Annotated in this window: 19 protein-coding genes and 1 pseudogene; 3 read left to right on the top strand and 17 right to left on the bottom strand. The window is 65.9% G+C overall.

The features are described 5' to 3' along the window. Window positions 1–19: 19 nt before the first annotated feature. A pseudogene (locus tag FOC67_RS29925) lies at window positions 20–1,039 on the bottom strand (chemotaxis protein); the annotation flags it as partial. Window positions 1,040–1,516: 477 nt separating this feature from the next. Here FOC67_RS29925 and FOC67_RS14190 point away from each other — a divergent pair. From FOC67_RS14190 to FOC67_RS14180, 3 genes are all read left to right on the top strand, one after another. Further along, window positions 1,517–2,842: a Na+/H+ antiporter family protein gene (locus FOC67_RS14190; RefSeq protein WP_003108736.1), complete on the top strand. Its 1,326-nt coding sequence runs from the start codon at window positions 1,517–1,519 to the stop codon at window positions 2,840–2,842. 113 nt (window positions 2,843–2,955) lie between these two features. After that, the gene (locus tag FOC67_RS14185) at window positions 2,956–4,641 is read left to right on the top strand and encodes a methyl-accepting chemotaxis protein (RefSeq protein WP_079381390.1); all 1,686 of its coding nucleotides are present in this window, start codon (window positions 2,956–2,958) and stop codon (window positions 4,639–4,641) included. Between the two features lie 159 nt (window positions 4,642–4,800). Beyond that, complete coding sequence (locus FOC67_RS14180; protein WP_003090487.1) at window positions 4,801–5,859, top strand: AI-2E family transporter; 1,059 nt, start codon at window positions 4,801–4,803, stop codon at window positions 5,857–5,859. A 206-nt stretch (window positions 5,860–6,065) separates the two neighbouring features. Here the strand turns inward: FOC67_RS14180 and FOC67_RS14175 are convergent, their stop codons facing one another. From FOC67_RS14175 to FOC67_RS14100, 16 genes are all read right to left on the bottom strand, one after another. Beyond that, window positions 6,066–6,875, bottom strand: a complete 810-nt coding sequence (locus FOC67_RS14175; RefSeq protein WP_009314008.1) for a class I SAM-dependent methyltransferase — start codon at window positions 6,873–6,875, stop codon at window positions 6,066–6,068. Between the two features lie 114 nt (window positions 6,876–6,989). Further along, on the bottom strand, window positions 6,990–8,450 hold the full coding sequence (nuoN, locus tag FOC67_RS14170; protein WP_003090482.1) for an NADH-quinone oxidoreductase subunit NuoN: 1,461 nt from the start codon (window positions 8,448–8,450) through the stop codon (window positions 6,990–6,992). A 7-nt stretch (window positions 8,451–8,457) separates the two neighbouring features. Then, window positions 8,458–9,987, bottom strand: coding sequence for an NADH-quinone oxidoreductase subunit M (gene nuoM, locus FOC67_RS14165; RefSeq protein WP_003090479.1), 1,530 nt, complete (start codon window positions 9,985–9,987; stop codon window positions 8,458–8,460). A gap of 27 nt (window positions 9,988–10,014) precedes the next feature. Beyond that, the gene (gene nuoL, locus FOC67_RS14160; RefSeq protein ID WP_009314012.1) at window positions 10,015–11,862 is read right to left on the bottom strand and encodes an NADH-quinone oxidoreductase subunit L; all 1,848 of its coding nucleotides are present in this window, start codon (window positions 11,860–11,862) and stop codon (window positions 10,015–10,017) included. Beyond that, window positions 11,859–12,167: an NADH-quinone oxidoreductase subunit NuoK gene (gene nuoK, locus FOC67_RS14155; protein ID WP_003090475.1), complete on the bottom strand. Its 309-nt coding sequence runs from the start codon at window positions 12,165–12,167 to the stop codon at window positions 11,859–11,861. The genes nuoL and nuoK overlap by 4 nt, the downstream gene beginning before the upstream one ends. 45 nt (window positions 12,168–12,212) lie before the next feature. Beyond that, a complete protein-coding gene (nuoJ, locus tag FOC67_RS14150; protein WP_003090473.1) occupies window positions 12,213–12,713 on the bottom strand; it encodes an NADH-quinone oxidoreductase subunit J in 501 nt (166 codons plus the stop codon). Between the two features lie 11 nt (window positions 12,714–12,724). Then, entirely contained in the window at window positions 12,725–13,273 is a 549-nt protein-coding gene (gene nuoI, locus FOC67_RS14145; protein WP_003090467.1) for an NADH-quinone oxidoreductase subunit NuoI, read from the bottom strand. Window positions 13,274–13,284: 11 nt separating this feature from the next. Beyond that, on the bottom strand, window positions 13,285–14,280 hold the full coding sequence (gene nuoH, locus FOC67_RS14140) for an NADH-quinone oxidoreductase subunit NuoH (RefSeq protein WP_003090465.1): 996 nt from the start codon (window positions 14,278–14,280) through the stop codon (window positions 13,285–13,287). Continuing rightward, on the bottom strand, window positions 14,277–16,994 hold the full coding sequence (gene nuoG / locus FOC67_RS14135) for an NADH-quinone oxidoreductase subunit NuoG (protein ID WP_009314013.1): 2,718 nt from the start codon (window positions 16,992–16,994) through the stop codon (window positions 14,277–14,279). The genes nuoH and nuoG overlap by 4 nt, the downstream gene beginning before the upstream one ends. 131 nt (window positions 16,995–17,125) lie before the next feature. Beyond that, window positions 17,126–18,472, bottom strand: a complete 1,347-nt coding sequence (nuoF, locus tag FOC67_RS14130) for an NADH-quinone oxidoreductase subunit NuoF (protein ID WP_003090462.1) — start codon at window positions 18,470–18,472, stop codon at window positions 17,126–17,128. After that, complete coding sequence (nuoE, locus tag FOC67_RS14125) at window positions 18,469–18,969, bottom strand: NADH-quinone oxidoreductase subunit NuoE (protein ID WP_003090460.1); 501 nt, start codon at window positions 18,967–18,969, stop codon at window positions 18,469–18,471. Before nuoE ends, nuoF begins: the two co-directional genes overlap by 4 nt. 1 nt (window position 18,970) lies before the next feature. After that, complete coding sequence (gene nuoC / locus FOC67_RS14120; protein ID WP_003090458.1) at window positions 18,971–20,752, bottom strand: NADH-quinone oxidoreductase subunit C/D; 1,782 nt, start codon at window positions 20,750–20,752, stop codon at window positions 18,971–18,973. An 80-nt stretch (window positions 20,753–20,832) separates the two neighbouring features. After that, on the bottom strand, window positions 20,833–21,510 hold the full coding sequence (locus FOC67_RS14115) for an NADH-quinone oxidoreductase subunit B family protein (RefSeq protein WP_003090455.1): 678 nt from the start codon (window positions 21,508–21,510) through the stop codon (window positions 20,833–20,835). 10 nt (window positions 21,511–21,520) lie between these two features. Continuing rightward, complete coding sequence (locus FOC67_RS14110) at window positions 21,521–21,934, bottom strand: NADH-quinone oxidoreductase subunit A (RefSeq protein WP_003090452.1); 414 nt, start codon at window positions 21,932–21,934, stop codon at window positions 21,521–21,523. 599 nt (window positions 21,935–22,533) lie between these two features. Beyond that, a complete protein-coding gene (locus FOC67_RS14105; RefSeq protein WP_003119967.1) occupies window positions 22,534–23,088 on the bottom strand; it encodes a DUF4442 domain-containing protein in 555 nt (184 codons plus the stop codon). 78 nt (window positions 23,089–23,166) lie between these two features. Continuing rightward, window positions 23,167–25,185 carry a PhoX family phosphatase gene (locus tag FOC67_RS14100; protein WP_003108746.1) on the bottom strand — a complete coding sequence of 673 codons (2,019 nt, stop codon included), beginning with the start codon at window positions 25,183–25,185 and terminating at the stop codon, window positions 23,167–23,169. Window positions 25,186–25,290: the final 105 nt, after the last annotated feature.

Here is a 25,290-nt window from a genome sequence, read left to right as displayed (position 1 = left end):
CGCCCAGCTCGTCGCGCCCGGTGTGCGGCAGACGCTGGGTCAGGTCGCCTTCGCCGCTGGCGATGTCGCGCAGCATGTGGGCGACGCCGAGGATCGGCCGGGTCACGCCGCGGGCGGTCAGCCACAGCACCAGCAGGCCGAGCACCGCGGCGCCGAGGCCGAGGCCCAGTTCGACCCAGGTGCCTTCGCGGCGCATGTCGTCCAGTTGCCGCTCCAGCGCCAGGGCCGGGCCGAGCAGGGCGCTCTTCGGCACTTCGAGGAGCACGCCCCAGGGCTTGGCGCCGGGAATCGGCTGCAACGGTTGCAGCACCTTGAGGTCGTCGTTCTCGTTGAACAATTGGCTCTTGCCGGCGGCCAGCAGTTGCAGGAGTTCGCCGGCGTGCTGCGGATCCGCCTTGGCCAGGTTCTTGCCGAGCAGGCCGGCGTCGCGGCTGTTGCCGGCGAACAGCCCGGCCGGGCTGAGGATGCCGACCTGGCCGACGCCGTCGTAGAGTTCGCGGTTGCCCTGTTCGCTGAGCGCCTGCAGATTGCTCAGGTTGATGTCCAGGCCCATCACGCCGATCACCTTGCCATCCAGTTCGAGGGGGAAGGCGATGCTGGTCATCAGCAGTTGGCGCTCGCCGACCTTGTCGAAGTAGGGATCGAGCACGCAGGGTTGAGCGCTTTCCTTCGGGCAGGTGTACCAGGCGTTGTAGGCCGCGCCGCTGGGCCCGCTGCTGGTGTCGGCGAGTTCGGACTCGACCATCGACTCGGACTCCAGCTGTCCCGGCGTGGCCTGCGCCCAGTACAGGGAGAAGCGTCCCTTGTCGTTGCTGCCCAGGGCGGGCTGGTCGACGAACAGTTCGTCCTTGCCGTCCAGTGCGTTGGGTTCGAAGACCACGTACAGGCCGAGCACCTCGGGATTGGCGGCGAGCGCGGTGCGCACCTGGCGGGTCAGGTCTTCGCGCAGGTCGTAGGCGTCGAGGAAGCGCTTCTGCGCCTGGTCGCGGAGGAACAGGATCTGCCGGGAGAAACCCTTGCCGTATTGGAAGGCATCCATGAAATAGCGCTGGATGCGCAACGCCTGCAATTCCCCGCGGGCTTCCAGGCGCAGGCGCGCCGATTCGTCGAGCATCTGCGTACTGGCGCTTTTCACCAGTACGCTGCTGTGCTGCATGCGGTAGACCGAAAGGCCGACCAGCAAGGCGACCACGCCGAGCAGGCAGAGGCCTGCCAGCAGGGTGATCTTCCATTGGATGGACAGGCGGCGAAGGAACATGGGAGGGGTCCTTGTACGAAGAAACTGCGGGGGCCCAAGGCTTATCGGCAGGGCTCGCCCATTCTTGACGACGGTTCGTTCGCTGGCGCCGGATTGCCGTCGTGCGGCGAATCGCACGCAAGAACCGTGCACAACGGTTTATAGCCAGGCGACATTCGCCCATGCGCGGCTTTGACAGGCGGGGATGGCTGTAGCAGAGTACGCCCCTTTTTTCGGTCGCAGGCGGCCGGGTTCGTTTCATTTGCAAGGAGTTCAACGATGAACGCAGTGGTGCTGGCGGTCGCACTGATGCTCGTCCTCAGCCTTTGCCGTGTGCATGTCGTGCTGGCGCTGATCATCGGCGCGGTGGTCGGCGGACTGTTCGGTGGCCTAGGCCTGGAGGGGACTCTCAAGGCCTTCAACGGCGGCCTCGGCGGCGGCGCCACGGTGGCCCTGTCGTACGCCATGCTCGGCGCCTTCGCCGTGGCCATCGCTCGCTCCGGCGTGGCCCATGCGCTGGCCGACAAGGTCCTGGTGCTGCTCGGCCGGCACGACGAGCAGGGCAAGGGCGCCGGTGCGTTCAAGTGGATCCTGGTCGGCCTGCTGCTCTGCGTGGCGGTATCCTCGCAGAATATCCTGCCGATCCACATCGCCTTCATCCCGCTGCTGGTGCCGCCGCTGCTCTATGTGCTGAGCAAGCTGCAGATCGACCGGCGATTGATCGCCTGCGTCATCACCTTCGGCCTCATCACCCCGTACATGTTCCTGCCGGTGGGCTTCGGCAACATCTTCCTCAATGAAATCCTGCTGGCCAACGTGGCGCGCAACGGCGTCGACGTCAGCGGGATCAACGTCACCCACGCCATGTTCATCCCGGCCCTGGGCATGCTCGCCGGGTTGCTCATCGCGGTGCTGTTCAGCTACCGCCGCAAGCGCGTCTACGACTTGCAGCGGATCGAGCAGGCCGAACGCGTCGATGTCAGCTATAGCCCGAAAAGCCTGGCGGTGGCCGGGGTCTCCATCGTCGCCGCGTTCGTCGTGCAGCTGTGGCTGGACTCGATGATCATCGGCGCGCTGGTCGGTTTCGTGGTCTTCTCGCTGTCCGGCGTGGTGCGCTGGAAGGAGACCGACGACCTGTTCACCGAAGGCATGAAGATGATGGCCACCATCGGTTTCATCATGATCGCCGCGGCCGGTTTCGCCGAGGTGATGAAGGCCACCGGCGAGGTGCAGAGCCTGGTCGACGCCTCGGTGGCCTGGATCGGCAACAGCAAGGCGGTCGGCGCCATGCTGATGCTGCTGGTCGGCCTGCTGGTCACCATGGGCATCGGCTCGTCGTTCTCCACCGTGCCGATCATCGCCGCGATCTTCGTCCCGCTGGCGGTGCAACTGGGCTTCAGCCCGCTGGCCATCGTCAGCATCGTCGGCACCGCCGGCGCGCTGGGGGATGCAGGTTCTCCGGCGTCGGACTCGACCCTCGGGCCGACCTCCGGGCTCAACGTCGACGGCCAGCACAATCACATCTGGGACACCGTGGTGCCGACCTTCCTGCACTACAACCTGCCGTTGCTGGTGTTCGGCTGGGCCGCCGCGATGTTGCTCTGAGTCCCATTTCGGGCGGTCGCCTGACGGAATGTCGGGCCGGCCGCTTAAGCTTCCGACGGGATTGCCGATGAAACGGGAATCCCGTTTTTTATTGGGCGTCATGCTAGGAGTTGATGATGCGTCTGACCCTGAAATCCAAAGTCCTCCTGCTGGCCATGGTGCCGGTGCTGCTCTTCGCCCTGGTGCTCAGCGGCGGAGCGGTGCTGATCCTGAAAAAACAGGCTGATGCCGAAGTCAAGGATACCCGCGAGCGCCTGCTCGGCGACCGTCGTGCCGAACTCGAGCACTACGTGCAGATCGCCATGGGCAGTATCCAGGCCGAGTACGACCGCTCGGCCAACGGCGACCTGAACGCCCGTGCCGAGGCCATTGCGCGCCTGTCGAAGGTCAAGTACGGCAAGGACGGCTATATCTTCGGCTACGACTCCCAGGTGGTGCGCCTGTTCCGTGGCGACAGCCCGGTGGACGTCGGCAAGAGCTTCCGCGACCGCCGCGATCCCAGCGGCGTCTACCTCAACCGCGAACTGGTGGAGGCAGGCAAGAACGGCAGCCACTACGTGACCTATACCTCGCCGCTGCCGGGTAACGAAAGCGTCATGGTGCCGAAGCTGTCCTATACCCTGTACCTGCCGAAGTGGGACATGGTGATCGGCTCGGCGATCAACCTCGACGGCGTCGAGGCTCAACTGGTGGAGATCAAGCAAGCCATCGACGAGCGTATCGGCACCCTGATCGCCAGCATCGTGGCGATCGCCGGGGTCCTTCTGGTGGTCCTGCTGGTGATCGGCCTGGCGGTGGCCAACGCGATGCTGCGTCCGCTGCACCAGATCCGCCAGAACCTCGACGACATCGCCGCCGGCGAGGGCGACCTGACCCGCCGCCTGCCGGTGACCAGCCACGACGAGCTGGGCGAGCTGGCCGGTTCCTTCAACCGCTTCGTCGAGAAGATCCACGGTCTGGTGCGGCAGATCGCCGGGATGACCGGCGACCTCAAGCAACTGGTGGAGCAGATGTCGGCCCAGGCCGAGCGTTCCGAGCAGGCCATGGAGCGCCAGCGCCACGAGACCGATCAGGTCGCCACCGCGATCAACGAGATGTCCGCCGCCGCCCATGAAGTGGCGCAGAGCGCCCAGCGCGCCGCCGAGGCCGCGCAGCAGACCGACCACGAAGGCCAGGCGGCCAAGCGCGTGGTGGACGGCAGCATCGAGCGCATCCACGCGCTGGTGGACGAGATCCGCGACAGCGGTTCCTCGCTGGACAGCCTGCAACAGGACGTGCAGTCGATCGTCAGCGTGCTCGGGGTGATCCGCTCGATTGCCGAACAGACCAACCTGCTGGCGCTCAACGCGGCCATCGAGGCGGCCCGTGCCGGCGAGGCCGGACGTGGCTTCGCGGTGGTCGCCGACGAAGTGCGGGCGCTGGCCAGCCGCACCCAGCAGAGCACCCAGGAAATCCAGGGCATGATCGATCGCCTGCAGCAGGGCACCAACGCCGCGGTCGACGCCATGCGCCGTTCCGGCGAGGCCGGCGAGGGCACCAGCAACCAGGCCAACCAGGCCGGCGATTCGCTGGACGCCATCGCCCAGTTGATCGCCACCATCAACGCGATGAACGCGCAGATCGCCAGCGCCGCCGAGGAACAGACCGCGGTGGCCGAGGAGATCAACCGCAGCGTGCACCAGATCGCCGGCGCGGTGGACAGCGTCGCCGACGAGGCCCAGCAGGGCGCGCAGACCGCCCGCAGCCTGGCGCAACTGGGCCAGGGCCTGGGCCGGCTGGTCGGTCAGTTCCGCATCTGACCCTTCCCCCGGGCGACCGCTGCCGGCAAAAGAGCCAGCCGGCAGTGGTGCGCCACAGAGCCTTCCTGTCATTATTCGGCGGAGTCGGCCGGCAGTCGTGAACGATCCACCTCCGCCGGCTGACTAATGCTTTGCTTCCCACTGCCAGATGGATTGGACATGCTCGACACGAAACTGGAATCCCGGACTTTTCTCCTGTTGCTGGCGGTGGTCACGCTCGCCTTCGGCTGGCTCTTGCTGCCGTTCTACGGCGCGGTGTTCTGGGGCACCATCCTGGCGATCATCTTCGCCCCGGTGCAACGCCGCCTGCAGGTGCGTCTGAGGGATCGGAAGAACCTCGCCGCGCTGATCACCCTGCTGATCTGCGTGCTGATCGTGATCATCCCGGTGATCTTCATCGCCGGTTCGCTGGTGCAGGAAGGCGCGAGCGTCTACCAGCGGGTCAAGTCCGGCGAACTGAACTTCGCCGCCTACCTGCAGCAGGCGGTGGCCGCCTTGCCGCCATCGGTGCACCAGTGGCTGGAGCGCTTCGACCTGGCCAATCTCTCGAGCCTGCAGGAGAAGCTCTCCTCGGTGGCGATGCAGGCCAGCCAGGTGGTGGCGACCAAGGCGTTCAGCATCGGCCAGAACACCCTCGACTTCGTCATCAGCTTCGGCATCATGCTCTACCTGCTGTTCTTCCTCCTTCGCGACGGTCGCGTGCTCGGCCGGCGGATCAAGCAGGCGGTGCCGCTGAGCCAGGAACACAAGCACCACCTGTTCGCCAAGTTCACCACGGTGATCCGCGCCACGGTGAAGGGCAACATCGCCGTGGCTGCCACCCAGGGCGCTCTCGGCGGCCTGATCTTCTGGGTGCTGGGCATCGAGGGCGCCTTGCTCTGGGGCACCCTGATGGCCTTCCTGTCGCTGCTGCCGGCCATCGGCGCGGCGCTGATCTGGGCGCCGGTGGCGGCCTATTTCCTGCTCACCGGGGCGATCTGGCAGGGCGTAGTGCTGATCCTGTTCTGCGTGGTGGTGATCGGCCTGGTGGACAACATCCTGCGCCCGATCCTGGTCGGCAAGGACACCAAGATGCCGGACTACGTGGTGCTGATCTCCACCCTCGGCGGCATGGCCCTGTTCGGCCTCAACGGCTTCGTCATCGGCCCGCTGATCGCCGCGCTGTTCATGGCCAGCTGGGACCTGTTCACTGGTCGCGAGGAAGAACCACAGGCCTGAGTCGCGCCCGTGGCAGACAAGCCCCGCGAATGCGGGGCTTGTTCGTTTCAGGCCTTGAAGCATCATGGACGGCGCTGTCGTGGCTGAGCCGCTCCAGGCAGTGCCTGGGGCCTTCGGCTAACAGTGCGTCGAACCCGGTACATCGCGACCGTTGCGCAACCGGACATGGAGCAGCGCTTGCCGGCACTCCTCAGGGCTCGCCGCTATCAACCGGCGGCGGACCTCGGCTTGAGCGCGCAGGTGGCGAGGAAGGTCGGCATGAAGCGGTCGATGACGAAGCGCGGGTGCGGTTGCCAGTCTTCGTAGAGATCCTGCAGCAGCAGGCCGGCGGCGAGCTGGCCGGCGATCTGCTGGGTCAGGCTATGGCCGAACACCAGGGCTTCGCCTTTCTCGCGCTTCGCCGCGAGGGCTTCGGCGGAGAGGCTTTCCAGGTCGGAGTAGGGCAGGCGATGTCGCGGCCGGATCAGGCCCTGCTCTGCCAGTTCCGGCGAGCGGTCCTCGATGAACAGCGCCGGGTTGTAGAAGCTCGCCAGCAGCTTGCCGCCCGGCCGCAGCACCCGCGCGCATTCGCGCCAGACCGGCAGGACATCGTCGACGTAGAGATTGGAGATGGGATTGAAGACCAGGTCGAAGGAGACATCGGCGAAGGTCGAGAGGTCGCGCATGTCGCCCTGCACGCAGGCCAGTTCGAGGCGGTCGCGGGCGGCGACCTGGCGGTCCTTGTCCAGCTGTCCCGCCGAGGCGTCGAACAGCGTGACCCGTGCGCCGGCGGCGGCAAGGATCGGCGCCTGCTGGCCGCCGGCCGAGGCCAGGCAGAGGATCTCGCGGCCGCGTACGTCGCCCAGCCAGTGAGCGGGTAACGCGCCCGGGGTCAGCTTCACCGCCCAGTCGCCGCGGCGTGCGGCGGCGACCTCTTCGGCGCTGACCGGTCGCGACCATTCGCAGTCACGGGCGGCCTGGGCGTCCCAACTGGCGCTGTTGTGTCGCAGGACGTCGATATCGTGGAAGGTGGGCATGAGGCCTCCGGGTTCATCCATGGAGCGCGGAGCATGCCACGGCAGCGGGGCAGGGTGCGTGGGGCGGGCCAAAGAAAAACCCCGCCGAGGCGGGGTTTTCGTGGAGCGGGCGACTCAGCCGGCGAGGGCCAGGCCGGAATGCTGGAGGATTTCCAGCAGCGGCTGCGGGTAGACGCCGAGGAAGAACGCCAGCAGGGCGATGGCCACCAGCATGATGCCGCCGGCGCGCTGGCCCCAGTTGAACGGTGCGTCGTGCTGGCGGATGCCGGGCTCGACCAGGAACAGGGTGACCATGACCCGCAGGTAGTAGTACAGGCCGATGGCGCTGCCCAGCACCAGGGCGCCGATCAGCCACCACAGGTGCGACTCGACGCCGACCGCGATCACGTAGAACTTGCCGATGAAGCCGGCGGTCAGCGGGATGCCTGCCAGCGACAGCATCATCACGGTCATCACCGCGGTCAGCACCGGCCGGCGCCAGAACAGGCCGCGGTACTCGAACAGCGCATCGGCGTCGCGGCCGCTGTACGGGGTGGACATCAGGGTGATCACGCCGAACGCGCCGAGGGAGGTCAGTACGTAGGTGGCCAGGTAGACGCCGACCGCTTCCACGGCCATGCCCTTGCTGGCGATCAGGGCGACCAGCAGGTAGCCCAGGTGGGCGATGGACGAGTAGCCGAGCAGGCGCTTGATGTTGCTCTGGGTCAGTGCCAGCAGGTTGCCGAAGAGGATCGAGGCGACCGCGATGACGCTCAGGGAGATGTTCAGCAGTTGGTTGTCCAGAGCCGCCGGGGCGATCTGGAACAGCCGCAGCAGCACGGCGAACACCGCGACCTTGCTGGCGGTGGCGAGGAACGCCGAGACCGGTGCCGGGGCGCCTTCGTAGACGTCCGGGGTCCACAGGTGGAAGGGCACCAGCGACAGCTTGAAGCCCAGGCCGACCAGCATCATGCCGACGCCAACGCTGACCAGCGGACCGCTCAGCACGTGCTCGGCGACCTTGGCGCCAAGGCCGGCGAAGCCCAGGGTACCGGACTCGGCGTAGAGCAGGGCCATGCCGAACAGCAGGAAGGCGGAGCCGGCGGCCGAGAGCACGGTGTACTTGATGCCGGCTTCCAGCGAGCGCTTGTTGAAGAAGGCGTAGGCGACCATCCCGTAGACCGGGACCGAGAGCAGCTCCAGGCCGATGAACAGGCTGGCCAGGTGCTGCGCGCTGACCAGCACCAGGCCGCCGGCGGTGGCCAGCAGCAGGAGCAGGTACAGCTCTTCGCGGTTACCCGGATAGCTTTCCATGTAGGCGTGGGCGAGGGTCACGCAGGCCAGGGCGGAGACCAGCACCAGGGCCATGTAGAAGCAGGCGTAGTTGTCCACCAGCACCAGCGGGGTCACCTCGATCGGGGTGACGCCGAGGACCGGCAGCAGCGACAGCAGGGCCAGGTTGAGGCCGATCACCGAGAGAGTGGCGGTGAACGAGTGATTGCGTTTCCAGGCTACCGCCAGCATCACCACCACCAGGGTGGCGCTGGTGATCAGCAGTGGCAGGAGCGCGATGAAGTGTTGGATCGTAAAGGTCATTTCGCGACTACCGTCCTGCAAGGGTGGAAAGGGCTGCGCCCAGCCATTGCTGCACGCCGTGCATGCTGGCCGCGGAGATGTCCAGCACCGGCTGCGGGTAGACCCCGAGCAGGACCAGCAGGACCGCCAGGCCGAGCACCATGCTCAGTTCGCGGGCGTCGAGGCCGAGGATCGGCTCGTCGGACTGGCTGGGTCCGAAGTAGGCGCGGTGGATCATGATCAGCGAGTAGACCGAGGCGAAGACCAGGCCGAAGGTGGCGATCACGATGATCACCGGGACCACCTTGAAGGCGCCGATCAGGATCAGGAACTCGCCGACGAAGTTGCCGGTGCCGGGCAGGCCCAGCGACGCCGAGGCGAAGAACAGGCTGATCGCCGGCAGGTAGGGCATGCGCGACCACAGGCCGCCCATCTTGCGCATGTCGCGGGTATGCAGGCGCTCGTAGAGCTGGCCGCAGAGGATGAACAGCGCCGCGGCGGAGAGGCCGTGGGCGATCATCTGTACCACCACGCCCTGCAGCGCGACCTGGCTGCCGGAGTAGATGCCGATCATCACGAAGCCCATGTGCGAAACGCTGGAGTAGGCGACCAGGCGCTTGATGTCGGTCTGCGCGAAGGACAGCAGGGCACCGTAGAAGATGCCGATGATGCCGAGCCACATGGCGATCGGCGCGAATTCCGCCGAGGCGTTGGGGAACAGCGGCAGGGCGAAGCGGATCAGGCCGTAGGCGGCGGTCTTCAGGAGGATGCCGGCGAGGTCCACGGAGCCGGCGGTGGGCGCCTGGGCGTGGGCGTCCGGCAGCCAGGAATGCACCGGCACCACTGGCATCTTCACTGCGAAGGCGACGAAGAAGCCGAGCATCAGCAGCCATTCCACGTGGGGGCTCAGCTGGGTCTTCAGCAGGGTGGCGTAGTCGAAGGTGATCACGCCGGTGGCATTGAAGTTGACGAACACCAGGCCGAGGATCGCCACCAGCATCACCAGGCCGCTGGCCTGGGTGAAGATGAAGAACTTGGTGGCGGCGTAGATGCGGGTCTTCTTGCCGTCATCGGAGCTGTGTCCCCACAGCGCGATGAGGAAGTACATCGGCACCAGCATCATTTCCCAGAAGAAGAAGAACAGGAACAGGTCGATGGCGAGGAACACGCCGATCACACCGCCCAGGATCCACAGCAGGTTCAGATGGAAGAAGCCGATGCGGCGCTGGATCTCGTTCCACGAGCAGAGGACCGAGAGCACGCCGAGCAGGCCGGTGAGGGCGACCATCAGCAGCGACAGGCCATCCATCGCCAGGTGGACGCTGATGCCGAGACGCTCGATCCACAGCACCTTGAATTGCAGGGTCCATTCCGGCTCGCCGCCGGGCGCGGGCGCCAGCTGGAAGTCGCCGGTGGCCCAGATCCACAGGCTCAGGATCAGGACCAGGGTCATCGAAAGCAGCGCGATCCAGCGGGGCAGGGTCTTGCTGCTGTGTTCGGCGATCCAGCAGAGGAAACCGCCGATGAAGGGGATCAGGATTAGCCAGGGCAGAATCATGACAGGCTCAGTCTCTCCGTGAATTCGTTAGGCCAGCAGCAGCGCGCCGAGCAGGATGGCGGCGCCACCCACCAGGGAAGCGGCGTACCAGCGCAGGCGGCCGTTCTCGGTGAGGCTGAGGAGGTTGTGTCCGCCGCGCACGCTGAACGGAACGACGCCCAGGGTACGGTCGATGGGGTCGCGCCCCAGCAATTGGCAGAGCAGCAGGTAGGGTTTCACGAACAGCTTGTCGTACAGCCAGTCGAAGCCCCAGGCGTGGTACCACCAGGTACCGAAGAAACGACCCGGGGCGCTCTTCGCCAGGGCGCTGACGAAGCGGCGCTGGCCGAGGAACAGCAGGCCGGCCAGCAGGATGCCGGCGATGGCGATTGCGCCCGAGGCCAGTTCCAGGCTGTGCTTGGCTTCGCCACCGGCGTGGCCGACGCTTTCCGGCAGGACGCCGGCCAGCGGCGGGGTGATCAGGGCGCCGACGAAGGTCGACAGGACGATCAGCACGCTGAGCGGCAGCCAGTGGGAAATCCCGTGGCCGGCGTGGGCTTCGGTCTTCGGCTCGCCGTGGAAGGCGACGAAGATCAGGCGGAAGGTGTAGATCGAGGTCAGGAACGCACCCACCAGGCCGGCGATCAGCAGTTCGCGATGGCCGCTGGCGAAGGCCTCCCAGAGGATCTCGTCCTTGGAGTAGAAGCCCGCGGTGAGGAAGGGCAGGGCGGCCAGCGCCGCACCGCCGACCACGAAGCTGGCGTAGGCCAGCGGCAGCTTCTTCCACAAGCCGCCCATCTTGAAGATGTTCTGCTCGTGGTGGCAGGCGACGATCACCGCGCCCGAGGCGAGGAACAGCAGGGCCTTGAAGAAGGCGTGGGTCATCAGGTGGAAGATCGCCGCGTCCCAGGCGCCGACGCCGAGGGCGAGGAACATGTAGCCGATCTGGCTCATGGTCGAGTAGGCGAGGATGCGCTTGATATCGGTCTGCACCAGGGCGGCGAAGCCGGCCAGGACCAGGGTCACCGCGCCGACGATGCCGACCAGTTCGAGGATGTCCGGGGCCAGGGTGAACAGGCCGTGGCAACGGGCGATCAGGTAGACGCCGGCGGTCACCATGGTGGCGGCGTGGATCAGCGCGGAGACCGGGGTCGGGCCGGCCATGGCGTCGGCCAGCCAGGTCTGCAGCGGCAGCTGGGCGGACTTGCCGACCGCGCCGCCGAGCAGGGCCAGGGTCGCCAGGGTCAGCCAGAGGTTGCCTTCCGGGAACTTCTGCGGCGCCAGCACCAGCAGCTCCTGGATGTTCAGGGTGCCGAACTGCTGGAACAGGATGAACAGGCCGAAAGCCATGAACACGTCGCCGACGCGGGTGACGATGAACGCCTTGAGCGCCGCGTTACCGTTGTTGCGATTGCTGTAGTAGAAGCCGATCAGCAGGTAGCTGCACAGGCCCACGCCTTCCCAGCCGAAGTAGAGGAACAGCAGGTTGTCGCCCAGCACCAGGAACAGCATGCTGGCAATGAACAGGTTGGTGTAGGCGAAGAAGCGCGAATAGCCGGTTTCGCCACGCATGTACCAGGAGGCGAACAGGTGGATCAGGAAGCCGACGCCGGTAACCACGCCGAGCATGGTTACCGAGAGGCCGTCCAGGTACAGGGTGAAGTTGGTGCTGAAGTCGCCGGCCGCCATCCACTGCCACAGCACCAGGCTGTAGGCGCCGCCTTCCGGCGGACTGCTGTGGAAGCTGAAGATGGCCCAGGCCGCGCTCAGGGCGGAGAGGCCGACCGAGCCGACGCCGACCAGCGCCGAAAGGTTTTCCGACCACCTGCCGCGGGAGAACGACAGCAGCAGGAAGCCGACCAGGGGGAACAGGAAGGTAAGAGGTAGAAGGTTCATCCGCGCATCTCGCTGGCAGCGTCGATATCGAGGGTGTGGAAGCGGCGATACAGTTGCAGCAGGATCGCCAGGCCGATGCTCGCTTCGGCGGCCGCGAGGCTCAGCACCAGGATGAACATCACCTGGCCGTCGGGTTGGCCCCAGCGGCTGCCGGCGACCACGAAGGCGAGGGCGGCGGCGTTCATCATCACTTCCAGGCTCATCAGTACGAACAGGATGTTGCGTCGCACCATCAAGCCGACCAGTCCGAGGGCGAACAGGACGCTGGCGAGGGCCAGGCCGTGTTCCAGTGGTATTGCGTTCATAGCGTTACGTTCCCTTGGGGCGGGCGCAGGGCGCCCGCCGAACCTTTATTGTTTGGCGTCTTGACGACCCAGGTGATAGGCAGCGACCAGGGCCGCGAGCAACAGCATGGAGGCCAGTTCGACCACCAGCAGGTACGGGCCGTAGAGGCTGATGCCGACCGCCTTGGCGTCTACCGTGGTATGGCCGATGCCGGCACCGCTCGGGGTGCGGGCGAGGACCACCAGCAGTTCCACCAGCAGGACCAGGGCCAGGGCCGAAGGCCCGACCCAGATGCCGGGCGTGAGCCACTTGCGCTCCTGCTCGACCACGGCCGGGCCGAGGTTGAGCATCATCACCACGAAGACGAACAGAACCATGATGGCGCCAGCGTAGACGATGATCTCCAGGGCGCCGGCGAAGGGTGCGCCGAGGCTGAAGAAGGTCATCGAGATGGCCAGCAGGGAAATGATCAGGTAGAGCAGGGCATGCACCGGGTTGCTGTTGGTGATGACCCGCAGCGTGGCCAGTACGGCGACGCCGGCAGCGAAATAGAAAGCGAATTCCACGCGACGTCTCCTTATGGCAGCAGGCTTTTCACGTTGATCGGTTCGGCTTCGTTCTGCGCGGCGCCTTTCGGCTTGCCGGCGATCGCCATCCCCGCAACGCGGTAGTAGTTGTAGTCCGGGTTCTTGCCCGGGCCGGAGATCAGCAGGTCGTGCTTCTCGTAGACCAGGTCCTGGCGCTTGAACTCGCCCATCTCGAAGTCCGGGGTGAGCTGGATCGCGGTGGTCGGGCAGGCTTCCTCGCACAGGCCGCAGAAGATGCAGCGCGAGAAGTTGATGCGGAAGAACTCCGGATACCAGCGACCGTCCTCGGTCTCGGCCTTCTGCAGGGAGATGCAGCCAACCGGACAGGCCACGGCACACAGGTTGCAGGCTACGCAGCGTTCCTCGCCGTCGGGGTCGCGGGTCAGGACGATCCGGCCACGATAGCGCGGCGGCAGGTAGACCGGCTCTTCGGGGTATTGCAGGGTGTCGCGCTTGCGGAAGGCATGGCCGAAGATCATCACCAGGCTGCGAAGCTGGGTGAAGGTGCCATGCACGACGTTGATGATTTCTTTGATCACGGTGGTTCTCCTTACTGGGCCGCGGCCAGCACGAGCGCGCCGGTCACCAGCAGGTTGATCAGGGTCAGCGGCAGGCACACCTTCCAGCTGAACGCCATCACCTGGTCATAGCGCGGACGCGGCAGCGAGGCGCGGATCAGGATGAAGAGCATGATGAAGAAGCCAGTCTTGGCGGCGAAGTAGAAGAACGACAGCCAGGGCAAGGTGTCCAGGAACGGACCGTGCCAGCCGCCGAAGAACAGGGTCGCCAGCAGCGCCGAGACCAGCACGATGCCGATGTACTCGCCGACGAAGAACATGCCCCATTTCATCCCGGCGTACTCGATGTGGTAGCCGTCCGCCAGTTCCTGCTCCGCTTCCGGCTGGTCGAACGGGTGACGGTGGGTCACGGCGACGCCGGCGATGATGAAGGTGCAGAAGCCGAAGAACTGCGGAATGATGAACCAGACGTTGTCGATCTGGTACTGGACGATGTCGCGCATGTTGAACGAGCCGACCTGGGCGACGATGCCCATCAGCGACAGGGCCAGGAACACCTCGTAGGAGATGGTCTGGGCCGAGGCGCGCAGGCTGCCGAGCAGGGCGAACTTGTTGTTGCTCGACCAGCCGGCGAACAGCACGGCGTACACCGTCAGGCCGGCCATGGCGAAGAAGAACAGGATGCCGATGTTCAGGTCCGCCACGCCCCAGGTGGGGGTGATCGGCACGATGGCGAAGGCGACGAGCAGGGCGCCCATCGCGATCACCGGGGCCAGGGTGAAGATCATCTTGTCGGCGAACGGCGGGGTCCAGTCCTCCTTGAAGAACATCTTGACCATGTCCGCGCCGAGCTGGAACGCACCGAACGGACCGACCCGGTTGGGGCCGTAGCGGTCCTGCCAGAGGCCGAGCAGGCGGCGCTCGACCCAACTGAGCAGGGCGCCGCAGATGACCACGGCGAGCAGCACCACGATGGCCTTGACCACGGTGAGGATGATGGTGACCAGAGCGGGAGTCAGCCAACTCATTGTGCAGCCTCCTGCAGATCTTCCACGGAGCAGCCGGCGATCGCCGCCGGGATGCCGGCGAAGCCGACCGGCAGGCCGATCAGGCCGGCGCCGAGTTGTTCATCGATGCGCAGCGGCAGGCGCAGGGCCTGGCCCTTGAGCTGGAAGCCGAGGGTCGCGCCGTCGTTGACGCCGAGGCGGTCCGCGTCTTCCTTGGACAGGGCGACGTAGGTCTCCGGGATGCGCTGCTGGATCGGCGCGGCCCGCGAGCTGTTTTCCTCGCTACCGAACAGGTGGTACAGAGGCACTACCTTCCAGCTGTCGGCCTTGGCGCTGAACGGCACCGGCACGGCCTGGAACCAGTCGAGGCCTTCGCCCTTCGGTTCGATCAGGCGCACGCCGGGGTCGCCGGCGCGCAGGTGGCCGCCGACCTCGTCCTGGAACTTGTTCCAGGCCTGCGGCGAGTTCCAGCCCGGCGACCAGGCGAACGGGATCTGCTGACGGTCTTCCTGGCTGCCGGAGTAGCCTTCCATGGAGAAGGCGAACGCCGAGTCGATGTCCTGCGGGGTGCGCGGCTCGTGCACGCTGATGTTGGCGCGCATGGCGGTGCGCCCGCTGTAGCGGTGCGGTTCGCGGGCCAGCTTGAGGCCCTTGATGCGGAACGAGGCGGCCGGTGCGGCGTCGCGGATACCGGCCAGGATCGGCTTGGCCTCGGCCACGGCTTCGGTGACGTGGTCCAGCTGGGTCCAGTCGACGCGCTTGCCTTGCAGGGTGCTGTGGATCGCATGCAGCCAGCGCCAGCCCTCGCGGACCATGTTCCTGGCGTCGTAGTAGGTCGGGTCGAACACCTGGAAGAAGCGCTGGGCGCGGCCTTCCTGGCTGACCAGGGTGCCGTCGCCTTCGGCGAAGCTGGCCGCCGGCAGCACCAGGTGCGCCTTGGCGGTGGTGGCGGTCTGCTGGTGATCGGCGACGATCACCACCCTGGCCGCCGCCAGGGCTGCGTCGACACGGGCGGCGTCGGTGCGGCGGTAGAGATCGTTCTCCAGCACCACCACGGCGTCGGCCTGTCCGGAGGTCAGTCGCTCGAGCGCGGCTTCCACGGAGTCGCCGCCGAAGAGCGCCAGGCCGAGGCTGTTGGCTTCGCCGACCACCAGGCTGATGGAACCGTTCTTCTCGCGCTGCTTGAGGGCCTTGGCGATGTTCGCCGCGGCTTCGATCAATGCCTTGTTGCCCAGCGAGTTGCCGGACACCACCAGCGGACGCTTGGCCGCCAGCAGGGCATCGGCGATGCGCTGGGCGAAGGCCTGGGCCTGCGGGTCGAGGTCGGCCACGGATGGAGCGCTCGGGTCGATCGCGTGGGCCACGGCGAAGCCGAGGCGGGCGAGGTCGTCCGGTGCGGCGTGGACGGTTTCCTCGGCCACGTCGTCGAGGCGGGTCGCGCTGACGCTGGCGATGAACAGCGGGTTCTGCGCGTGCTGGGCGATGTTCTTCACCGCGGCGTCGAGCCACGGCTGGACCTTCATGTCGGCGGCCATCTCGACGGCCTTGCCCTTCACCGACTGGCGCAGGGCCAGGGCGATGCGGGCGGCGGTCTGGGTCAGGTCCTCGCCGAGGACGAAGACCGCGTCGTGGTCCTCGATGTCGCGGATGCTCGGCACCGGCAGCGGGCCTTCCTGCATGACCTGCAGGATCAGGCGCAGGCGGTCGAGCTCGCCTTCGTTGATGCCGCTGTAGAAGTTGCCTTCGCCAACCAGCTCGCGCAGGGCGAAGTTGCTTTCCAGGCTGGCGCGCGGCGAACCGATGCCGACCACCTTGCGCTCCTTCAGCAGGGCGGCGGCCTGGTCGAGGGCGCCGTCCAGGCTCAGCTTCTGCTTGCTCAGCACCAGCAGCGGCTGGCGCGGACGGTCTTCGCGGTTGACGTAGCCGTAGCCGAAGCGACCGCGGTCGCAGAGGAAGTAGTGGTTGACCGAGCCGTTGTAGCGGTTCTCGATGCGGCGGATCTCGCCGTAGCGCTCGCCGGGGCTGATGTTGCAGCCGCTGGAGCAGCCGTGGCAGATGCTCGGGGCGAACTGCATGTCCCACTTGCGGTTGTAGCGCTCGGAGTGGGTCTTGTCGGTGAACACGCCGGTGGGGCAGACCTCGGTGAGGTTGCCGGAGAACTCGCTTTCCAGCACGCCGTCCTCGACCCGTCCGAAGTAGACGTTGTCGTGGGCGCCGTAGACGCCGAGGTCGGTGCCGCCGGCGTAGTCCTTGTAGTAGCGCACGCAGCGGTAGCAGGCGATGCAGCGGTTCATCTCGTGGGCGATGAACGGGCCGAGTTCCTGGTTCTGGTGGGTGCGCTTGGTGAAGCGGTACCGGCGCTCGTTGTGGCCGGTCATCACCGTCATGTCCTGCAGGTGGCAGTGACCGCCTTCCTCGCACACCGGGCAGTCGTGCGGGTGGTTGGTCATCAGCCATTCGACGACGCTGGCGCGGAACTGCTTGGCCTCTTCGTCTTCGATGGAGATCCAGGTGTTGTCGGTGGCGGGGGTCATGCAGGACATGACGAGGCGACCACGCTTGTCGTTCTCGTCGGTGTACTGCTTCACCGCGCACTGGCGGCAGGCGCCGACGCTACCGAGCGCCGGGTGCCAGCAGAAGTAGGGAATGTCGAGACCGAGGGACAGACAGGCCTGCAGGAGGTTGTCTGCACCATCGACTTCGAGCGTCTTGCCGTCTACGTGGATAGTGGCCATGGTTCAAGTCTTCGTTGGCCCGTTGTCAGCGGGCGTGGCTAATAGAAACTCACGGTTCCGTCGGGCCTGCGGCCGGGCCGCGGCACGACGACGAAACATCGCCGGACGGCTGGCCGTCCGGCTGCAAAGCATCAGGCGCCGACCGTTGCCGGGCGCGGCGCGGCCGAAGGCTGGCGGGAGATGCCCGCCTCGAATTCGGCACGGAAATACTTGAGGGCGCTGCCCAGCGGCTCGACGGCTCCCGGCGCGTGGGCGCAGAAGGTCTTGCCTGGGCCGAGGAAGTTGACCAACTGCTCGAGGGTCTCGAGGTCGCCGGGCTGGCCTTCGCCACGCTCCAGGGCGCGCAGCAGCTTCACGCTCCACGGCAGGCCGTCGCGGCAGGGGGTGCACCAGCCGCAGGACTCGCGGGCGAAGAACTCTTCCATGTTGCGCAGCAGGGAAACCATGTTGATGCTGTCGTCCACCGCCATGGCCAGGCCGGTGCCCATCCGGGTGCCGACCTTGGCGATACCGCCGGCGAACATCTGCGCATCCAGGTGCTCCGGGAGCAGGAAGCCGGTACCGGCGCCGCCGGGCTGCCAGGCCTTGAGCTGGAAGCCGTCGCGCATGCCGCCGGCGTAGTCCTCGAACAGCTCGCGGGCGCTGACGCCGAACGGCAGTTCCCACAGGCCGGGGTTCTTCACCTTGCCGGAGAAGCCCATCAGCTTGGTGCCCATGTCTTCGCTGCCGGGGCGGGCCAGGGTCTTGTACCAGTCCACGCCGTTGCCGACGATGGCCGGCACGTTGCACAGCGTCTCCACGTTGTTCACGCAGGTCGGCTTGCCCCAGACGCCGACGGCGGCAGGGAAGGGCGGTTTGGAACGCGGGTTGGCGCGGCGGCCTTCCAGCGAGTTGATCAGCGCGGTCTCTTCGCCGCAGATGTAGCGGCCGGCACCGGTGTGGACGAACAGCTCGAAATCGAAGCCGCTGCCGAGGATGTTCTTGCCGAGCAGGCCGGCGGCCTTGGCTTCGTCGATGGCGCGGTTTAGGTTGCGCGCCGCATCGACGTATTCGCCGCGCAGGAAGATGTAGCCGCGGTAGGCCTTCAGCGCGCGCGCGGAAATCAGCATGCCTTCCACCAGCAGGTGCGGCAGCTGCTCCATGAGCATGCGGTCCTTCCAGGTGTTCGGCTCCATCTCGTCCGCGTTGCACAGCAGGTAGCGGATGTTCAGCGACTCGTCCTTCGGCATCAGGCCCCACTTCACGCCGGTGGGGAAGCCCGCGCCGCCGCGGCCCTTGAGGCCGGAGTCCTTGACGGTCTGGACGATGTCGTCCTGGGCCATCTGGGTCAGCGCCTTGCGCGCCGCGGCGTAGCCGTCCTTGCTCTGGTATTCCTCGAGCCAGACGGGCTGGGCGTCTTCGCGCAGGCGCCAGGTCAGCGGATGGGTTTCCGCCGAACGCGTCATGCGGTTGGCCGGACCAATGGAGGTAAGGGTCATACGTAGGCCTCCAGCAGTTTGGCGACACCGTCGGGACGCACGTCGCCATGGGTGTCGTCGTCGATCATCAGCGCCGGGGCCTTGTCGCAGTTGCCCAGGCAGCAGACCGGGAGCAGGGTGAAGCGTCCGTCGGCGGTAGTCTGGCCGAGACCGATGCCGAGTTGCTTCTGGATCTCGCCGACCACCGACTCGTGGCCGCCGATGTAGCAGACCATGCTGTCGCAGACGCGAATGATGTGGCGGCCCACCGGCTGGCGGAATATCTGACTATAGAAGGTGGCGACGCCTTCGACGTCGCTGGCCGGGATCCCCAGCACCTCGCCGATCGCCGGGATGGCGCCGTCCGGCACCCAGCCGCGCTGCTTCTGGACGATCTTCAGGGCTTCGATGGACGCCGCGCGCGGGTCCTCGTAGTGATGCATTTCATGCTCGATGGACGAGCGCTCGGTTTCGCTGAGGACGAAACGGTCGGTCTGAATCAGGTTGCTCTGGCTCATGTCAGCGGTCCACGTCAGCCATAACGAAATCGATGCTACCCAGGTAGGCGATCAGGTCCGCGATCATGCTGCCGTTGATCACCGAGGGGATCTGTTGCAGGTGCGCGAAGCTGGGCGTCCGGATACGCGTGCGGTAGCTCATGGTGCTGCCGTCGCTGGTCAGGTAGTAGCTGTTGATACCCTTGGTCGCCTCGATCATCTGGAAGGCTTCGTTGGCCGGCATGACCGGGCCCCAGGAAACCTGCAGGAAGTGGGTGATCAGGGTCTCGATGTGTTGCAGCGTGCGTTCTTTCGGCGGCGGCGTGGTCAGCGGATGGTCGGCCTTGTACGGGCCTTCCGGCATGTTCTTCAGGCACTGTTCGATGATCCGCAGGCTCTGGCGCATCTCGCCCATCTTGACCATACAGCGGTCGTAGGCGTCGCCGTTGTGGGCCAGCGGTACCTCGAACTCGAAGTTCTCGTAGCCGGAGTAGGGGCGGGCCTTGCGCAGGTCGAAGTCGCAACCGGTGGCGCGCAGGCCGGCGCCGGTGGTGCCCCACTCGAGGGCTTCCTTGGTGTTGTACTGGGCGACGCCGATGGTCCGGCCGCGCAGGATGCTGTTCTTCAGGGCCGCGGTCTCGTACTCGTCGAGGCGCTTGGGCATCCAGTCGAGGAACTCGCGGACCAGCTTGTCCCAGCCGCGCGGCAGGTCGTGGGCGACGCCGCCGATGCGGTACCAGGCCGGGTGCAGGCGGAAGCCGGTGATGGCCTCGACCACCTTGTAGGCGCGCTGGCGGTCGGTGAAGGTGAAGAACACCGGGGTCATGGCGCCGACGTCCTGGATATAGGTGCCCAGGTACAGCAGGTGGTTCAGGATACGGAAGAACTCCGCCATCATGATCCGGATCACGTCGACCCGCTGCGGCACCTTGATCCCGGCGAGCTTCTCCACCGAGAGTACGTAGGGCAGGTTGTTCATCACCCCGCCGAGGTAGTCGATGCGGTCGGTGTAGGGAATGAAACTGTGCCAGGACTGGCGCTCGGCCATCTTCTCGGCGCCGCGGTGGTGGTAGCCGATCTCCGGGACGCAGTCGATGATCTCCTCGCCGTCCAGTTGCAGGATGATGCGGAACGCGCCGTGGGCGGACGGGTGGTTCGGGCCGAGGTTGAGGAACATGTAGTCCTCGTTCTCGCCGTGGCGCTTCATGCCCCAGTCTTCCGGCTTGAAGCGCAGGGCCTCCTGCTCCAGGTCCTGCTTGGCGGCGGACAGGGAGTAGGGATCGAACTCGGTGGCGCGCGCCGGGTAGTCCTTGCGCAGCGGATGGCCCTGCCAGGTCGGCGGCATCAGCATGCGGGTCAGGTGCGGGTGGCCGGTGAAGGTGATGCCGTACATGTCCCACACTTCGCGCTCGTACCAGTTGGCGTTGGGCCAGATACGGGTGGCGGTGGGCAGGTTGAGGTCGCGCTCGGACAAGGCGACCTTGATCATCACGTCACTATTACGCTCCAGCGACATCAGGTGGTAGAACACGCTGAAGTCGGCGCTCGGCAGGCCGCGGCGATGGGTGCGCAGCCGCTCGTCGACGCCGTGCAGGTCGTAGAGCATCACGTAGGGCTTGGGTACCTGACGGAGGAAGGTCAGGACTTCGATCAGTCTTTCGCGCGGGACCCAGAGCACCGGCATGCCGGTACGGGTGGGCTGGACGGTGAAGGTCTCGGCGCCAAAGCGGGAATTCAGTTCGACGACGATATCCTGGTCGTCTGCCTTGTAAGGCGGGATGTACAGAGCGGAGTCTGCAGTCATGGTCTCGGTCGCTTTCGGTCAACGGTGGGGTGAACGCGGCTGGTCTCGGCCGGCCAGCGGGGCTGGCCGGGAGTTCCGGATCACACTTCGTCGGGGCTGCGCAGGTTGGTCACCTGGATGCGCTGCTCGCGTTTCAGGTCTTTCTGGGCCGGCATTTCGGCGCGGTAGACCCCCTGGTCGCCAACGACCCAGGACAACGGGCGGCGCTCCTGGCCGATGGATTCCTGCAGCAGCATCAGGCCTTGCAGGAACGCCTCCGGACGGGGCGGGCAGCCGGGGATGTAGACGTCCACGGGGAGGAACTTGTCGACCCCCTGGACCACCGAATAGATGTCGTACATGCCGCCGGAATTGGCGCACGAGCCCATGGAGATGACCCACTTGGGTTCGAGCATCTGCTCGTAGAGGCGCTGGATGACCGGGGCCATCTTGATGAAGCAGGTGCCGGCGATGACCATGAAGTCGGCCTGGCGCGGCGACGCCCGGATCACTTCGGCGCCGAAGCGGGCGATATCGTGCGGCGCGGTGAAGGCGGTGGTCATCTCCACGTAGCAGCACGACAGCCCGAAGTTATAGGGCCAGAGCGAGTTCTTGCGACCCCAGTTGACGGTGGAGTTCAGCACATCCTCGAGCTTGCCCATGAAGATGTTCTTGTGAACCTGGCCCTCGACCAGCGGGTCGGCTACGGTTTCCCGTTCGCCTATCGGGTATTGGTCGTTGGCCGCATCGGGATCGATCCGGGTAAGTTTGTATTGCATCGCCAAAGCCTCATTGTTTTAGCTTCGCCTGCCGCTTGCGACGGCTTTCGGGAGCCCAATCGAGCGCACCGATCCGCCAAAGATAGACAAGACCCGCCAACAGAATTGCTATGAAAATGGTTGCCTCGATCAGGCCGGCCCAGCCGCTTTCGCGAACCGACACCGACCAGGCGAAGAGGAAGAGGGCTTCGACGTCGAAGATCACGAAGAGCATCGCGACCAGATAGAATTTTGCCGAGAGACGCAGGCGTGCGCCTCCGGTGGGGACGATCCCGGATTCGAAGGGTTCGTTCTTGCTGCGACCAAATGCCTTGCTGCCAAGCAGGGACGAAACCCCTAGCATGAAGGCGAGAAGGCCAACGACCCCTAGAAGGAAGGCAGCGAATCCCCAGTGATGAGCTGCAAGTTCAGCTGGGTTTGGCATGCTGATACTCCTTCTGTACCGGATATATAAGATCGTGGGTTCTGGGCGCAATGCCCGACTTCTTGTGCAACCCGCTGCGTAGTGAGCTAAGGGTTGTATGTATCTTTCCGATTTTATGCCCAAAGCGCCGGACAAGTAAATTTTTCTAACACAAACAGACGCTTCTCTGCTTTTTCCAGCGCTTTGGTTAATCCCCGAAAGCCTCGTGAATGCTGTCTCTGCGAGAAATGGCGCGGCCTGGCTGGCTTTTGGTCGTATTGCCGCGAAGCGTGGGGGAGGGCTCTTTGCAAGACCTCAAACGATAATGAATATCGTTTGCAATGTCGCATCCGTATAACTTCGCTACATATATTCTTCGCCGCGTTACTATTGTTTACCCTTTTATTGGTAATTACTCGCGATCAATCCGTTATTGCATTAAACCGGGAATATTTTCCGGGCCGGGCGCATGGCGGTTTTTCTTCTTTCCGCACCATGACAACCCGGCTGTGGCGCCGCCTGGGGCTGCGCCCGCGGTTCTTCGTGACGGATGCGAAGGCGCTGGGCAAGGTTTGCGGCGGTTCGCTTCGCAGCGCAGATGTAGTCGCTCTGGAGGTGCGCTACCTAGGGGCTGCGGTAGCGTCCCGGGGTTTCTTGCCGACCCAGGCCCAGACCATCTCGCAGGCGATCGGCTGGTTGCCGTTCTCGTCGCTGACCAGCACCGCCACGCGGACCTCGCCCTTGTCCTGTTGCCGGATCTGCTCGATCTGTCCGGCCTCCAGCGTCGCGATGGCGGTCAGGTCGCCCTGGGCGCGCTTGAGATAGTCGATCTTCATGGTCTTGATCAGCGGCAGCTTGTCGTCCGGTACGTTCATTCCGACCAGGAAGCCACTGGCCGACTCGGCGAGCAAGGCCATCGCTGCGGCATGGATACCTTTTATGTGGTTCTGCACCGGTCGACGGTTCTTCAGGCTGAGGATGGCGCGCTCCTGCCCCAGTTCATGGATGCGCACCCTCGCCGTGCCGGCGAAGCGCACCTGGGAGCCCAGCAGCAGCGTCAGGCTGCGGCTGCGCAGGCGGCGGGGGAGGAGGTTGATGGCGCCGACGGCGCGGCTGAGACGATTGCGCTTGGGCATGCTGGCGTCCTTCCATAGAGAGGGGAGCCTGCATTCCACCCGCTTTGCCCGGGCTTGCCCACGGCTGTAGCGGCGACCTGCGCCGGCATTCCGGCCAACGCAGGTCGTCGTGGCACGTCAGAGCAGGCGTCGGCCGTCTTCGCGGGTGATCACCACGGTGGCCGAGCGTGGCCGGCGGCCCGGCCCGTCCGGCCAGGTGCTGAGGAGGTTATCGGCGGTCGAGCCTTCCCCCGGGTGCTGGATGTTGATGAACAGCGTACGGAAGTCCGGCGTCGCGGCAATGCCGGTCACCTCGCAACCCAGCGGACCGGTGAGGAAGCGCTTCAGTTCGCCGGTGCGCGGGTCGGCCACCAGCATCTGGTTGTTGCCGAACGGGCCGCTGCTCAACTGGCTGCCGCTCATGTCGGTCTGGATCCACAGGCGGCCTTCCGGGTCGAACCAGAGGCCGTCGGGGCTGGCCAGGATATTGTCCTGGTTCAGCGGCTTGCCGTCCGGGCCGCGGCTGTCTTCGCCGGGACCGGCGAGCATGAACAGGTCCCAGGTGAAGCGTTGCCCGGCATAGTCGCGGCTGCGTTCGCGCCAGCGGATGATATGGCCGTAGGCGTTCTTCACCCGTGGGTTGGCCGCGTCGGCGACGGTGCGCGACGTGTTGTTGGTGAGGGTGAAGTAGACGTCACCGTTGTCCGGGTTGACCGCGCCCCACTCCGGGCGATCCATCTTGGTCGCGCCGAGGACATCGGCGGCCAGGCGGGTGTTGATCAGCACTTCGCCCTGGTCGGCGAAGCTCACCCCGGCCTTGCGACAGGCCGCGCGGAAGTTGCCGTCGGCGATGTCCAGCGGCAGCCACTGGCCGCTGCCATCGGCGTTGAAGCGGGCGACGTAGAGGGTGCCTTCGTCGAGCAGGCGAGCGTTGCTGCGACCCGGACGGAACTTGTCGCGGCTGACGTACTTGTAGATGTACTCGTTCTGCGAGTCGTCGCCGGAGTAGCAGACTACCTGGCGGCCCGGCTTGACCGGGGCGAAGACCAGGCCTTCGTGGGCGAAGCGGCCGAGAGCGGTGCGCTTGACCGGTACCGATTGCGGGTCGAACGGGTCGATCTCGACGATCCAGCCGAAGTTGTTCGGTTCGTTGCGGTAGTCGTCCTGAGCCTGTTTGCCCTTGCGGGTGGCGTCGAAGCGCTCGAACTCGTCGCCCGCCAGGGTCTCCCAGCCGAAACGGCTGGTGTTGCGAATGCCGTAGCGGGTCAGTTCGCGCGGCAGTTCGCTGTCCTGGGTGGAGAAATAGCCGACCCAGTTCTCCTCGCAGGTGAGGTAGGTGCCCCAGGGGGTGAAACCGTTGGAACAGTTGTTGTGGGTGCCGCGGGTGCGGGTGCCGTCCGGACTGTGGCGGGTGCGCAGCAGTTCGTGGCCGCGCGCCGGGCCGGCGATACGCATCGGCGTGGCGGCGGTGATCCGCCGATTGCGTTGCGACGGTACGACATTCCACTCGCCACGCACGTTGCGACGGATCTCCACGACGGAAACGCCATGGGCGTTGATTTCCTTGCGCACTTCATCGGCGACGGTGCGCTTGCCATCGACCACGGTCGGGCCATTGGTGTGCAGCAGCGGCGCGTCGATGTATTCATGGTTGAGCACCAGCAGGCCATGGTTGCTGATGTGTCCGCCGCCGAAGCCGAACTGCGCGTCGATCGGGAAGAAGTGCATGCCGTCGTGGTGCATGCCGATCTGTTCGGCCTGGTCCTGGGCGCTGTTGCTGGCGTCGTCGAGGAATCCCGGATAACTGCCGCTGATCGGGGTGCCCCAGGGTATGAAGGGCGTCGCCTTGTAGCCGGCGGGCACCCGGATGGTATCGGCGCGGCCGCTGGCGATGGCTTCGAAGGGTAAGCGGTTGCGGCGTTTGAAAGGCAAGCCGCGCAGGCCTTCCGCGGCGGGCGCCTGCGCTTCGGCGGGAGCGGCGCTGGCGGGGAGCGCGACGCCGAGGAAGGCGAGGGCGCCGAGCGCCGCGCCGCCGGCCAGGACCTGGCGGCGGCCGAGGCCGGCGATCAGGTCGTTCATGTGCGGGTTGTTCGAATGGTTGCTGGGCAACTCGTCGCCATCACCGAACAGGATGGCATCTTTTTTCTCCAGGCTCACGGACGTGCTCCTTGTGGGCTGATCGACGGAGCATTGACGCTAACCGCTGAAAGCGACGGGACGATGACAGGCACTCGAGGCCTTTTGCCATGATCCGGAAATGAA

The sequence above is a fragment of the Pseudomonas sp. FDAARGOS_761 genome (assembly GCF_013343155.1).
GTDB lineage: Bacteria > Pseudomonadota > Gammaproteobacteria > Pseudomonadales > Pseudomonadaceae > Pseudomonas > Pseudomonas aeruginosa.
The sequence above is the reverse complement of the archived record's forward strand: the minus strand, read 5'-3'. Positions and strand labels throughout refer to the sequence as shown.

Bases quoted from the DNA above. Each gene is read 5' to 3' on its own strand.
- FOC67_RS14190 (WP_003108736.1), top strand. From the start codon at position 1,517: ATGAACGCAGTGGTGCTGGCGGTCGCACTGATGCTCGTCCTCAGCCTT.
- FOC67_RS14185 (WP_079381390.1), top strand. From the start codon at position 2,956: ATGATGCGTCTGACCCTGAAATCCAAAGTCCTCCTGCTGGCCATGGTG.
- FOC67_RS14180 (WP_003090487.1), top strand. From the start codon at position 4,801: ATGCTCGACACGAAACTGGAATCCCGGACTTTTCTCCTGTTGCTGGCG.
- FOC67_RS14175 (WP_009314008.1), bottom strand. From the start codon at position 6,875: ATGCCCACCTTCCACGATATCGACGTCCTGCGACACAACAGCGCCAGT.
- nuoN (WP_003090482.1), bottom strand. From the start codon at position 8,450: ATGACCTTTACGATCCAACACTTCATCGCGCTCCTGCCACTGCTGATC.
- nuoM (WP_003090479.1), bottom strand. From the start codon at position 9,987: ATGATTCTGCCCTGGCTAATCCTGATCCCCTTCATCGGCGGTTTCCTC.
- nuoL (WP_009314012.1), bottom strand. From the start codon at position 11,862: ATGAACCTTCTACCTCTTACCTTCCTGTTCCCCCTGGTCGGCTTCCTG.
- nuoK (WP_003090475.1), bottom strand. From the start codon at position 12,167: ATGAACGCAATACCACTGGAACACGGCCTGGCCCTCGCCAGCGTCCTG.
- nuoH (WP_003090465.1), bottom strand. From the start codon at position 14,280: ATGAGTTGGCTGACTCCCGCTCTGGTCACCATCATCCTCACCGTGGTC.
- nuoG (WP_009314013.1), bottom strand. From the start codon at position 16,994: ATGGCCACTATCCACGTAGACGGCAAGACGCTCGAAGTCGATGGTGCA.
- nuoF (WP_003090462.1), bottom strand. From the start codon at position 18,472: ATGACCCTTACCTCCATTGGTCCGGCCAACCGCATGACGCGTTCGGCG.
- nuoE (WP_003090460.1), bottom strand. From the start codon at position 18,969: ATGAGCCAGAGCAACCTGATTCAGACCGACCGTTTCGTCCTCAGCGAA.
- nuoC (WP_003090458.1), bottom strand. From the start codon at position 20,752: ATGACTGCAGACTCCGCTCTGTACATCCCGCCTTACAAGGCAGACGAC.
- FOC67_RS14115 (WP_003090455.1), bottom strand. From the start codon at position 21,510: ATGCAATACAAACTTACCCGGATCGATCCCGATGCGGCCAACGACCAA.
- FOC67_RS14110 (WP_003090452.1), bottom strand. From the start codon at position 21,934: ATGCCAAACCCAGCTGAACTTGCAGCTCATCACTGGGGATTCGCTGCC.